The sequence below is a fragment of the Mojavia sp. genome, assembly GCF_059505145.1.
Genome location: NZ_JCACKA010000066.1, coordinates 48313 through 61270 on the forward strand (window position 1 = coordinate 48313; position 12958 = coordinate 61270).

The following is a 12958-nucleotide window of genomic DNA, read 5'->3' on the forward strand; positions in this document are numbered from 1 at the left end:
TGCATCAGCACATTCAGATAAACGGGCAATATACTATGTCAAGGGTGACTGAGAAGCCAAAATTAAGGGAGCAGCCACTTGAACAACCTAAAGTTTGGTGGAGCATTGCTGTAGCCCTGCCAATAGTAATTGCAGCTGGGGTACTAGGCACAGCCAAAGTCGAACAATTAAAAAAACTAGCTTCATCCGTACCCATTAGACCAATTGCCAACAGTATTACTGCTGTAGGGCGTTTGGAGCCACGAAGTGAAGTAATAAAGTTATCTGCTCCCACTACAGGAATGCAAGGGGGGTCACGAATTCAGCAACTCCTTATTAGAGAAGGAGAGCAGGTAAAGCAAGGTCAAATAGTTGCAATTTTGGATAGCCACGATACTCAAGTAGCAGCAGTGGAAGAGGCAAAAGCAAAATTGCAAGAAGCCCGCGCCAATCTAGCGCAAATCAGAGCTGGGTCACCTAGAGATATTCAAGCCCAAACGTCTGTGATTGCTCGTTTACAGGCCCAGTTACGCGGAGAAAGGGATGCTCAACAAGCAATGATTACTCGAATTGCAGCTCAGTTAAGCGGGGAAAAACTTGCCCAACAAGCAACGGTTAATCGCCTAGAAGCTGAACTGCTAGGACAAAAAGATACTTTAAGAGCAACACTCACACGTATACAAGCTGAACAACGTAATGCCCAAGTCGATGCTCAACGCTATGAGATGTTATATAGAGAAGGTGCAATTTCTCAACAAGAACGAGATAGAAGACGCCTAAGTGCCGTAAGTAGTAATCAACAGGTCGTTGAAGGTCAAGCTACTCTCCGCCAGACTATTGCAACTATACGCCAACAAATTGCTGAGGCCAGAGCTAACCAAATCAAAACTTTATCGACTTTGCAACAGCAGTTGATCGAAGCTAAAGTTAACCGCGACAAAACTATAGCAACTTTACAAAGGCAAATCGACGAAGAAAAAGCCAGACTCAACAGGCTTCTAGAAGTTCGTCCTACTGATATGCAAATGGCACAAGCTCAAATCAGCAATGCGATCGCACTAGTCAGAAAGGCGGAAGCAGAACTGAAGTTGAGCTACGTCAAAGCACCAATTAATGGTGAGATTCTCAAAATTCATACTAAGTCCGGTGAAGCCATAAATCAAATGGGCATTGCTGAGATTGGACAAACTAATCAAATGATTGCGATCGCTGAAGTAGCCGAAGATAGTATTGGTAAAGTGCGTCTCGGTCAAAACACTACAATCACTAGTGATAACGGAGCATTTTCTGGCGAATTAAAGGGAACAGTCACTGAGATTGGTAGAAAAATTGGCAAAAAAGATGTGCTGAATACAGATCCAGCAGCAGATGTAGATGCCAGAGTTGTAGAAGTAAAAATTGCCCTCGCTCCAGAAGATAGCCAAAAAGTTGCAGGTTTAACCTACGCTAAAGTTGTTGCTGAAATTAATAACTAATACCGCTTCAAGAAATTCAAAAAACTAGAGCAAAATGCTTTTGATTTTAAAACTTAATGTATTTACTGAAATTACCAAAGTATGCTTTGGTCACCAATTTAGCCTAAATACAAAATTGATATGAATAATGATTAATGAACTAATTACTAACATTTTTCATTCTAAAAACAATAGAAAAATACCTCTATCATGGCTACAATTGACAAGAGAAAAAACACGTTTAGCTGTGGCTATAGCAGGAATTGGCTTTGCAGATATATTGATGTTTATGCAGATCGGTTTCCGGGATGCTTTATATTATAGTAACGTTCGATTCCACACTAGCTTGCAAGGCGAGATTATTTTAATTAATAGTCAATCTAACGCTGTACTGTCGATGAAAAGTTTTTCTCAAAGGCGTTTGTATAAAGCTTTAGATTTACCAGCAGTACAATCAGTACATCCTATATATTTAGACTATACAAGTTGGAAAAATCCTGTAACAGGTCGCCCTCGAAGTATTCTTGTATTTGGCTTTAATCCAGAAGTTAACTTATTTAACTTACCTGGAGTTCCGGAAAATTTAGAGCAACTTAAACTGCCTGATGTAGTTTTATACGACCGTTCTTCTAGGGTAGAGTATGGGCCAATTGCTACCAATTTCGAGGAAGGAAAAACTGTGACGGCGGAAGTACGTAGAAGGCGCATCAAAGTAGGGGGGCTATTTACCCTAGGCGCATCATTTGGGGCTGACGGTAATTTAATTACTAGTGATGTTAACTTTTTGCGGATATTTAACAACCGTCAACGAGGCTTAATTGATATTGGAGTAATTAGATTAAAACCAGGAGCCGATATAATTGCTGTAACCCAGAGTTTAAGAAGTTATTTGCCAGAAGAAATCAATGTTTTAACTAAAGAAGAATTTATAGAATTTGAGCGCAATTACTGGGCTAGTAGCACAGCTATTGGGTTTATTTTTACTTTAGGTACAATTATGGGTTTCATTGTAGGGACAGTGATTGTTTATCAAATTCTTTATACTGAAGTTGCTGATCATCTGGCTGAATATGCTACCCTCAAAGCAATAGGATATACACAAAACTATTTATTAACTGTTATTTTACAAGAAGCTTTCATTCTAGCAGTCATTGGATATTTACCCGGATTTACTTTTGCTTTATTTATGTATAAAGCTGCTAGAGATGCCACACTTTTGCCAGTTTTTATGAGTGTTGGACGTGCAGTTACAGTATTAATTCTAACTATGGTAATGTGCTTTATTTCTGGAGCTATTGCTGTACGTAAATTACGCTCTGCCGATCCAGCAGATATATTTTAAGTGTGATTTATTAACTAATACGTAATTACTGCTAATTCATAAATAGTAAAATCAATATAAATGAACAGTAATTATCAAATTATATATTTTATAATTAATAAATCATAACTCTTTATGGGCACTACAGTTCCGTCTCGGAACTGCTAACTTATAGCTATTCACTTTATGATGAGACAAGAACCTGTAATTGCCATTAAAAATCTCAATCACTACTATGGCAGAGGCGCGCTGAAAAGACAGATTTTATTTGATATAAACCTGGAAATATATCCTGGTGAAATTGTCATTATGACTGGCCCATCGGGTTCAGGAAAAACAACATTACTGAGCTTGATTGGCGGTTTACGGTCTGTACAAGAGGGTAGTTTAAAATTTTTAGGTACAGAACTAATTGGTGCTAGCCAAAACCAATTAGTGCAGGCCAGGCGCAAAATCGGTTATATTTTTCAAGCTCACAATTTGCTGGGATTTTTAACTGCTAGACAAAATGTGCAAATGGCAGTGGAGTTAAATGACGAGATTGCTCAAAGTGAAGCAATTGCTAAATCAGAAACTATGCTTGGGGCAGTTGGTTTAGAGGAGAAAATCAATTATTATCCAGATAATCTTTCTGGTGGACAAAAACAAAGGATTGCGATCGCTCGTGCATTGGTCAATCGTCCCCCACTAGTACTCGCAGACGAACCAACCGCCGCTTTAGACAAACAATCTGGACGTGATGTTGTGGAAATCATGCAGAGTCTTGCCAAAGACCAAGGAACTTCTATCTTGTTGGTGACCCATGATAACCGTATTCTAGATATAGCCGATCGCATCGTCGAAATGGAAGATGGTCTTTTGGCGCGTGATTCTCAAAGTATGGTTAGCCGTTATGATTCTGGAGTTAAGAATCATAACTCATAACTATGATAGAACTGCACCCTAAAACCGGATGATTAATTAGCAGAGCCTGATTGTTTGGTTCTAGGCAAATGCTACTATTTTAAGCTATTAGGTTGACGACTAGTGCGGAAAGTAACATTGACACCTTCATTTGATTGTTCCAGCACTAGTAGAGGTGTAGGTTTAGCCTTTTGATCCCAATGCATATGGGCAACACGACCTTGAATTGTTGGTTGCCAATTATCTTCATCTTGTATAGGACTAAGGTAAGTTTCAATACAATCAATGATTTGGCTAATAGTAGCAGAAGTTGTTTGTGTTGGTAACTTCATTAACCGAATTTGAATACGAAACAGCACTCGTTTAGCAGTGTTTGGTGGAGTGCCAGTCTCATACTCTACATCAAAAATTTCATCTACCTGCCGTCCAGTACTAGCAATCCCTAGTGTCCCTTGTTGGGCTTGATTTGGACGCAGAGCTTGAGAAATTTTATCTTTAGCCATGATTTTAATTTGATTAACGATCGCATAATGGAATACCTCCTCTGACATCCTCATTCGGAGATAATCTAGGTTAAAGTCCCGTGAGTTAACCAAGTCGGGGTTGGTTTCCATGTTGCGAATTGTTTCCAGGGCTAGCTTAAACTTTTTCTCTAGTTCTCGGGCCCGGAATTGTTCAAATTTAAGTTTTTTCTCCAGCCGATTCATCAAAATTTTGATATAGACAATCAAAGCAATTACCATCAAAGCCAGTCCTCCAGAGGTTACCACCAAGAATGGCGGTGTTTGAGGATCGTTTAGTGGCACTTCCTGGGATGCTTTTTTAATCTTTGTCCCGGAGGATTGGGCAAGAAACAACGAAGAGGGCATAGTTGGCAAACTAAAAAACTTGACTCCTGATTTTTAGGATGCCCAAATTCATGATGTCATCTTGCTGTATCATTATTATTTTTTACAGCTTTTCCTCAACAGCCTATGTATAGACACCTAAACGTCCCTGCTGGGCGTTCCCTAAACCTGGGGCAACTGTCAGAGGTTTCATCCACCTGCTTGAGCAATATTCGTCTGGTTGCCACAGATATGGACGGTACTCTGACTAGGCAAGGCAAATTTACAACTCCACTGCTGCAAGCTTTAGAAGATTTGGCAGCAGCCAACATCAAAGTATTGATTGTCACAGGACGTTCAGCTGGGTGGGTGAGTGGACTGAGTAGCTTGATGCCAGTCGTGGGTGCTATTGCAGAAAACGGCGGTTTATTCTATTTATCTGGGAGTGATAAACCAGCAACTTTAACGCCAATACCCGACTTAACTAGCCATCGCCAGCAATTGGCAGCTGCTTTTTTGCAATTACAGACTCAATTTCCCCAAATCCAAGAATCTGCCGATAACCGCTTTCGGATTACTGACTGGACTTTTGATGTAGCTTCTTTAAGTCCAAGTGAACTACAAACTTTAGGCCATTTCTGTCAGGAAATGAGTTGGGGATTTACCTACAGCAATGTGCAGTGCCATATTAAACCCCAAAGACAAGATAAGGCTGTTGGTTTGCTGCGGGTATTGCAGGAACACTTCCAACCATACTCTCCAGAACAGATTGTCACAGTTGGTGATAGCCCTAATGATGAAAGTTTATTTGATCGGCGTTATTTTCCGATTTCTGTAGGTGTGGCGAATGTATTGGAGTATGCCAATCAGTTACAGCATCAGCCCGCTTATATTACCAATGCTGCGGAAGTGGAAGGATTTTGTGAGTTGACGCGAATGATTTTACAAAGCACTACAGTTAATCTAGTGGATTAGAGTTGAGATAAATATTGGACTATGAGGGAAAGCGATCGCGCTTTGCAAAGTTAAGAGAATTATTGTTCTAAAATGAGTTAGTAGCACTGAATTTATAATCATGACAGCTATTGTACCTGTCAGCATCGAATCTGAAATCTTCTACCCCAGTGCTGATGGTCAACCAGTGGCGGAAACCTATGACCACCTTTATGTCTTGCTAACCACCTTAGCAGTACTCAAACAATATCTGGCGGGTCGTCAGGCGACAGTGTTGGGTAATCAATTTCTTTACTATGCACAAGGCTTTCCCAAGTTACGGGTTGCTCCAGATGTGATGGTAATTTTTGATGTGACACCTGGCGGTCGAGACAATTATAAAATCTGGGAAGAAGGTCAAGTACCCACAGTAATTTTTGAAATGACATCTGTAGGTACTAAGGATCAAGACCAAATCTTTAAAAAAACCCTCTACGAACAGCTAGGAGTCAAGGAATACTGGCTATTTGACCCCAAAGGCGAATGGGTAGAACAGCAATTACACGGTTATCGCCTGCGGGGAGAAACTTACGAACCGATCTCAGATAGTCGCAGTGAACAGTTACAACTGCGTTTACAGGTTGAAGGACGGCTGATAGGGTTTTATCGAGAGGATACAGGAGAAAAGCTGCTGATCCCCGATGAACTGGCAGAAGCTTTACGGCAAGAAGTTTTAGCCAGACAACAGGCAGAAGAACGGGCAGAACAAGAACACCAACGAGCAGAACAGGAACGCCAACGAGCAGAACAGGAACGCCAACGAGCAGAACAAGCACAATTACAAGTAGAACAATTAAAGGCAAGGTTGCGATCGCTCGGTGTTGATCCTGATACTCTGCAATCAGGAGCAACTTAACTACTTTGCAGAGTCAGAAATCGCGGCAGTTTTCAGAATCGGTTATACAGTGGTTTATGCATTAAGATTTTTTGGTTGAGCAGATCGGCTTAACCTACTGGCGTATGTTGCTAATTCCACGTCAGTTCGATGAACCTCTGCCTTGAAAAGTTCTAATTAATCTTTATTTTTTGATACAAAAAAGTTGCCTTACATTCAGGTTGTTTAGCGCCTACTAAACTTTGATGAAATATTTGAAACGTTGTATTAGCTTGCACTTATCAAAATATGTGTTGTTAACCGTATGAATTTTAATTAGATAAACTTATGTAATCTATGTAACTATATTACTAGATAATTATTACCTGAAAATTCTTAGGTATTATACAATAAAATTGGCGAAATCTGGCTGTAGTAAGAGCAAAACTGGATTTTCCTTCCTAAAAGTACATCTTAGGATACTATGCAGTTTTATAGCTATGCATTTAAATTCAATATATAAGATTGCTATGTGCAATATCAGTAATCAGTAACTTTGAAAGATACCATTTTTATATTTTCTTTGGTATTTTGTATTTAAGTCGACAGTTCTTCAGCATGTGGTGCGTTTAAATATCAATTAGTTGCACCATTTGCTTGCAACTTTCATGCAAATTAACTTATTGTGCTTATCTTAATTGTATTGCACTTAGCAAGACAATTGCAGATATAAGAGCATAGTAATACTACATATTGGTAAATAGTTCATATACACCAAAATACCTTAATCCCAATTATGAACAACACAACAACTAAGCATATTATTCTCCCTGCTTTTGTTAACGCTGTTGAGGAAAAGAAACAAGCAGGTAATGACAAACAATTTGCTCAACTTAAATTTGATTTACTGCAACCGCTACGTGAATGGCTTGATCAACTAGAAATACAAAATCGTAAATTAGCTAAATTTATTGCTAAACTAGTACCGGCACAGTGCCCCTTTGAGCGCGATATTATGCTTTTTGGACGCAAAATCGCCCATATTCCTCCTATGTGTAAGCTTAATCCGCTTTACGAGCAATTAGTAGGCTTGCGTTTTCGCGCTCTATGCTATTTAGTAGATCAATGTGGAGAGGATATCCAATCTTATTGCTAACTAAATTTGAGAAATCCCAGCATGGAAATAAAAATTGAGCATCAACCCAGTCAAGAACGCCTCAATTTTGATTAGTCAAAATGTAAAGTGGTTCCCCGTGCCTCCTCCATTATCTAAAAAACCAACAACTTATAAATCAATTTTGATGTCGATTATATAGGGGTTCGCAACGAGTGTTGTAGGATAAAGTGGCAGAATCTGTAAATTGCTTATATCCGTATCTATCAAAAGTCGTTGCAACTCCATCTCCCAGACAATACTCATAAAAACATACAGTTTCATTACCACCAAATTTGGCAGAAATCTCTTACCAAATTGGTGGTTGATATCCAAATATATAGTTTTAGAATTTTATTGCTTCAGCTTTATCATAATTAAAGCTGCCTGAATATTTATAAAAATCTCCGTTAAAATTTAAAGTAATATATTTTGCTTGGTTGTTGATAAAAGTGATCGAAAAATTACTTTTAGGGAACTGGGGAAATAGCCGTCGGAAGCTTTTTGGAGCATAAGTATACGTGATAACCTTACCATTAGATTTTTTGGTATTATAACGCCCAAAATAGCGTTCAATTGTTTGGGGGGTTTGGTTGAAAACATAGCGTCCCGCCCAAGCAGGAGAAGGGATAACACTGTTAAGCAAAAGAAATTCTAACGCTAATCCGGTAAAGTTTTGCCAAATACGAGAGTATTTCATAGCGATTACCTCCACCTGAAACAAAGAGGTTCATAATCTTGTTATGGGTGGTTATTTATAGAATGATGCTACCTAGCAGAAAAAGGTTGCTACCTACTGCAATTTTAAAAAGGAATTAAGCAAAAATGCTACTACATTTAAGTACCTGGCACGAAGTCGAAGCTTATTTACAGCAGTCTGGAGGTATTATTCTACCTATTGGTTCCACAGAGCAACATGGGCCAACCGGACTAATTGGCACTGATGCTATTTGTGCAGAAGCGATCGCCCGTGGTGTGGGCGAAGCAACCCAAGCAATGGTTGGCCCGACAATTAATGTTGGCATGGCACTGCACCATACCGCCTTTCCTGGAACAATAAGTCTGCGTCCCACTACTTTGATTCAGCTGGTGCGAGACTATGTAACTTGTTTAGCCAAAGCTGGTTTTACCAAGTTCTACTTTATCAACGGACATGGTGGCAATATCGCTACCCTCAAAGCAGCTTTCTCCGAGACTTATGCTCATTTAGAAGATTTGCAGATTGCCAATGCACATCGGGTACAATGCCAAGTAGCGAACTGGTTTATGTGCAGTTCTGTATACAAACTTGCTAAAGAATTATACGGTGATCAAGAAGGCTCCCATGCAACGCCAAGTGAAGTAGCCGTCACCCAGTATGTTTATCCAGAGGTGATAAAGCAAGCACCTCTCTCACCAGAAGTCGCAACTGGACACAATATTTATAGTGCGGCTGACTTTAGAGTACGTTACCCAGATGGACGCATGGGTTCAAATCCCGCTTTGGCTACTCCAGAACACGGTAAGCAGTTTTATGACTCGGCTGTGAAAGAACTCAGCAATGGCTATTTAGAATTTTTGAATGCAGAATAAAACCTATGCAAAGACGCTAATTTTGTTTGTAAATTAACGTCTTTGCGTGAGATAAAAAAGCTTAATTTCGCCAAGGAATTATAAATGGTTGTCCAAAAGCAAGAATCTGTTAAATTACCTCCTTTAGAAAATGGCGATCGCTTAACACGCGATGAATTTGAGCGACGTTATCAAGCAATGCCAAGCGTCAAAAAAGCTGAACTAATTGAAGGAAAAGTGTATATGCCATCGCCAGTGCGTGCAGCCAAGCATGGTAGACCCCACGCTCAAATTATCACTTGGTTAGGTTTCTACTGTGTGGCAACACCTGGTACTGATTTAATCGACAATGGTACTACTCGTATAGATTTGGATAACGAACCCCAGCCAGATGCGCTACTACGAATCGATAACGTGGGTACATCATATATTAGCGATGATGATTATGTTGAAGGCGCACCAGAATTAATTGTGGAAATTGCAGCCAGCAGTGCTTCCTACGATTTGCATGAAAAGCTGAATGTTTATCGCCGCAATGGAGTACAAGAGTATATTGTTTGGCAAACTTTTGATAAAAAACTTAATTGGTTCAAGTTGAGGGGACAAGAGTATGTCACCCTAGAACCTGATGCAGATGGTGCAATTAAAAGCGAAGTTTTTCCTGGTTTATGGTTAGCAGCAGATGCCTTAATTGAAGGAAATTTGGCAGAGGTTCTGGCTGTATTGCAGAAAGGACTAAACACCACAGAACACACTGCTTTTATTAATCAATTATCACAACAAAAATAACCTTTGTTTGTGGAGTCGGCATCTGGTTTGTGCCAATATTTTGGATTCATCACTATCTAAAATTACCCTTGACTTACCTGGGACAGGTAAGATACCCATCCCAGAATTTAATCAACTCCGAGCAATACCTTCTTGCCGTGCTGCTTGTTGTACAGCAGCAGCAACAGCAGTGACAACACGCGGATCGAAGACCGAAGGAATAATATGTTCCCGATCCAAATCTGAAGGTTTGACTAAGGACGCGATCGCACTTGCTGCTTCCAGATACATTGTGGCGGTAATTGTCTGGGCCCGACAATCTAAAGCACCGCGAAATACTCCCGGAAAAGCTAAGACGTTATTAATTTGATTTGGGTAATCACTGCGACCAGTGGCGATGACAGCGACATTGTTGTGAATTAATTCTGGCTGAATTTCTGGAATGGGATTTGCCATTGCAAACACAATTGGGTCTTTCGCCATTGATTGCACCATTTCTGGTGTCAAAACTCCTGGTGCGCTGACACCAATAAATACATCTGCGCCTTGCATCGCACCTGCTAGAGTACCTTGGGCTTTTACAGCAAACTCCCGCTTTTCCTCCGTCAGATCGGTGCGACTAGTAGAAATAATTCCTTTAGAGTCACACATCCAGATTTTTTCTGCTCCCGCTTTGCCCAGCAACCGAGCGATCGCTACCCCAGCAGCCCCAGCACCGTTAATTACGATGTGGATTTCCTCCATTGACTTATGCACGAGTTTCAGAGAGTTAAATAAGGCTGCCAAGGTGACAATTGCTGTACCATGCTGGTCATCATGAAAAACTGGTATATCTAATTCTTGTCGCAATCTCCGTTCAATTTCAAAGCAGCGAGGAGCAGAGATATCTTCTAAATTTACACCCCCAAAAACTGGAGCAATATTTTTAACTGCCTGGACAATTTCATCTGTATTTTGGGTGGCTAGGCAGATTGGAAAAGCATCCAGCCCGGCAAATTCTTTGAACAGCATCGCCTTGCCTTCCATCACTGGTAGGGCAGCAGCTGGGCCAAGATTTCCTAACCCTAGAACAGCGCTGCCATCTGTAACAATGGCAACAGTATTTTGTTTGATTGTTAAATTGTAAACTTCCTCTGGGTCTTGGGCGATCGCAGTACAAATCCGACCAACTCCTGGCGTATATGCCATTGCTAGGTCAGAAACACTTTTTAGCGGAATTCTGCTGGTAATGCTGATTTTGCCCCCGCGATGCAAATTAAAGGTGCGGTCATACACACTCAGCACCTTAATGTTTGGTAATGCTTTCACTGCTTGCACAATGGTTTCAGCGTGTTCAGTGCTAGCAGCATCAACTGTAATATCGCGGGTGGACTCTTTGCGGGTTTGCTCGATTAAATCAATTTGTCCTAGTAGTCCACCACTGGAGGCGATCGCCTGGGTTACTGACGCCAACATCCCTACACGATTGGGAATCTGCAAGCGAAGCGTCAAACTAAAACTAGAATTAGGAGTGAGGTCTGCCATTGTGATTTTTGAATTTAAGTTTTAGATTTTATATTGAATTCATTATTGAAAATCTGATCTAAATCTCAAATCTCATATTTTCTTGATATAAAAGAGTAACAATTTTGTAAATTTACTTGGATACACCAATATTTTTCCTATCTCTTCTTTATTGCTCTGTGTGCATCTATAGTTCCATAAAAAAGCGCTCTCTAACTAGAGAGCGCTTTTAATTTATCCTATCCTAAGATTAGCTATGAATTGCAAGACCTGATAACGCTACAGGTATTGCTTCATCAAATGCCAAATCTAACGGGAAATTGTGAGCATTGCGTTCGTGCATTACTTCAATCCCTAGATTGGCACGGTTGACCACATCTGCCCACGTACTAACTACACGACCTTGAGAATCAAGCACTGATTGGTTAAAGTTGAACCCATTTAAGTTAAACGCCATTGTGCTGATACCCAAAGCCGCCAACCAGATACAAACTACAGGCCAAGCAGCCAAGAAAAAGTGCAAAGAACGAGAATTATTAAAGCTGGCATATTGCCAAATCAACCGTCCAAAGTAACCGTGAGCCGCTACAATGCTGTAGGTTTCTTGTTCTTGACCAAATCTGTATCCATAGTTGATGGATTCAACCTCAGTCGTCTCTCTAACTAACGAGGAAGACACCAAAGAACCATGCATTGCACAGAATAATGCACCGCCGAATACACCTGCCACACCAAACATGTGGAACGGGTGAAACAGAATGTTATGCTCTGCTTGGAACACTAACATAAAGTTAAATGTTCCACTAATACCCAAAGGCATCCCATCCGAAAAACTACCTTGACCAATTGGGTAAATTAAAAAAACAGAAGTCGCAGCAGCTACAGGTGCAGAGTAAGCAACACAAATCCAGGGACGCATTCCCAGACGATAGCTTAACTCCCATTGCCGACCTAGCCAGCAGAAGATACCAATGAGAAAATGCAAGACGATTAGCTGATAAGGGCCGCCATTGTAAAGCCATTCATCCATCGAAGCAGCTTCCCAAATTGGATAGAAGTGCAAACCAATGGCATTAGATGTAGGCACAACAGCACCAGTAATGATGTTATTGCCGTATAGTAAAGAACCTGCAACAGGTTCACGAATCCCGTCAATATCAACGGGTGGCGCAGCAATAAATGCAATAATGAAACAAATGGTAGCGGTCAACAGGGTAGGAATCATTAAAACCCCGAACCAGCCGATATAAAGCCGATTTTCGGTACTAGTAATCCATTCGCAGAACCGATCCCACAGTTTACCGCTTTCGCCTCTTCTTAGAGTTGTGGTCATGGCTGTATTCTTGATTAAACGCTAACAACAAACTTTCTCAAGCCTTAAGATTTGAGAATTTTGGTTTTTTAAATACTCTGCCAATACCTTCTCCCTGATCACCGGGATTCTGCTCAATTACCTCACACCAAAAATACTGCTAACCTATTTTCCAAGGGAGACGGTGAAATCACAGGGAAAACTATCCCGGCTCTCTAATATCAGGTTTTACATTAACTATTTCTATTTTTCAATAAACTTAATTTAAGTTTTACTAATAGTTTGTAATAATTAATTGTTTAATATCTGTATCCATTACAGATAGTATTATTCAGTAATACAAGTTTGACTACACTTTATTTTAAGTATTATAAATTACT

The 12958-nt window shown here is 40.2% G+C and carries 12 protein-coding genes; 8 read left to right on the forward strand and 4 right to left on the reverse strand.

The features are described 5' to 3' along the window. The first annotated feature begins 35 nt into the window (after positions 1 to 35). From AC5JL8_RS15730 to AC5JL8_RS15740, 3 genes are all read left to right on the forward strand, one after another. Positions 36 to 1454 (forward strand): HlyD family secretion protein, encoded by a 1419-nt coding sequence (locus AC5JL8_RS15730; protein ID WP_495880098.1) that lies wholly within the window; start codon positions 36 to 38, stop codon positions 1452 to 1454. Between the two features lie 127 nt (positions 1455 to 1581). After that, on the forward strand, positions 1582 to 2775 hold the full coding sequence (gene devC / locus AC5JL8_RS15735; RefSeq protein ID WP_495880099.1) for an ABC transporter permease DevC: 1194 nt from the start codon (positions 1582 to 1584) through the stop codon (positions 2773 to 2775). Positions 2776 to 2943: 168 nt separating this feature from the next. Further along, entirely contained in the window at positions 2944 to 3678 is a 735-nt protein-coding gene (locus tag AC5JL8_RS15740; RefSeq protein ID WP_495880487.1) for a DevA family ABC transporter ATP-binding protein, read from the forward strand. 74 nt (positions 3679 to 3752) lie between these two features. Here the strand turns inward: AC5JL8_RS15740 and AC5JL8_RS15745 are convergent, their stop codons facing one another. Continuing rightward, the gene (locus AC5JL8_RS15745) at positions 3753 to 4526 is read right to left on the reverse strand and encodes a hypothetical protein (RefSeq protein WP_495880100.1); all 774 of its coding nucleotides are present in this window, start codon (positions 4524 to 4526) and stop codon (positions 3753 to 3755) included. A 105-nt stretch (positions 4527 to 4631) separates the two neighbouring features. On the opposite strand from AC5JL8_RS15745, the gene AC5JL8_RS15750 reads away from it, so the two are divergent. The 3 genes from AC5JL8_RS15750 to AC5JL8_RS15760 all read left to right on the forward strand — a co-directional run bounded on the left by AC5JL8_RS15750 (position 4632) and on the right by AC5JL8_RS15760 (position 7447). Then, positions 4632 to 5459: an HAD family hydrolase gene (locus AC5JL8_RS15750; RefSeq protein WP_495880101.1), complete on the forward strand. Its 828-nt coding sequence runs from the start codon at positions 4632 to 4634 to the stop codon at positions 5457 to 5459. A gap of 100 nt (positions 5460 to 5559) precedes the next feature. After that, positions 5560 to 6333 carry a Uma2 family endonuclease gene (locus AC5JL8_RS15755; RefSeq protein ID WP_495880102.1) on the forward strand — a complete coding sequence of 258 codons (774 nt, stop codon included), beginning with the start codon at positions 5560 to 5562 and terminating at the stop codon, positions 6331 to 6333. Positions 6334 to 7087: 754 nt separating this feature from the next. Then, positions 7088 to 7447, forward strand: a complete 360-nt coding sequence (locus AC5JL8_RS15760; protein WP_495880103.1) for a Mo-dependent nitrogenase C-terminal domain-containing protein — start codon at positions 7088 to 7090, stop codon at positions 7445 to 7447. A gap of 343 nt (positions 7448 to 7790) precedes the next feature. On the opposite strand, the gene AC5JL8_RS15765 is transcribed toward AC5JL8_RS15760, so the two are convergent. Further along, positions 7791 to 8144, reverse strand: a complete 354-nt coding sequence (locus tag AC5JL8_RS15765; RefSeq protein ID WP_495880104.1) for a hypothetical protein — start codon at positions 8142 to 8144, stop codon at positions 7791 to 7793. 125 nt (positions 8145 to 8269) lie between these two features. Between AC5JL8_RS15765 and AC5JL8_RS15770 the strand changes: the two genes are divergently transcribed. After that, complete coding sequence (locus AC5JL8_RS15770; RefSeq protein ID WP_495880105.1) at positions 8270 to 9016, forward strand: creatininase family protein; 747 nt, start codon at positions 8270 to 8272, stop codon at positions 9014 to 9016. An 84-nt stretch (positions 9017 to 9100) separates the two neighbouring features. Continuing rightward, complete coding sequence (locus AC5JL8_RS15775) at positions 9101 to 9784, forward strand: Uma2 family endonuclease (RefSeq protein WP_495880106.1); 684 nt, start codon at positions 9101 to 9103, stop codon at positions 9782 to 9784. 111 nt (positions 9785 to 9895) lie between these two features. On the opposite strand, the gene AC5JL8_RS15780 is transcribed toward AC5JL8_RS15775, so the two are convergent. Then, on the reverse strand, positions 9896 to 11287 hold the full coding sequence (locus tag AC5JL8_RS15780) for a malic enzyme-like NAD(P)-binding protein (RefSeq protein ID WP_495880107.1): 1392 nt from the start codon (positions 11285 to 11287) through the stop codon (positions 9896 to 9898). A 229-nt stretch (positions 11288 to 11516) separates the two neighbouring features. Beyond that, complete coding sequence (gene psbA / locus AC5JL8_RS15785; RefSeq protein WP_495880108.1) at positions 11517 to 12599, reverse strand: photosystem II q(b) protein; 1083 nt, start codon at positions 12597 to 12599, stop codon at positions 11517 to 11519. Positions 12600 to 12958: the final 359 nt, after the last annotated feature.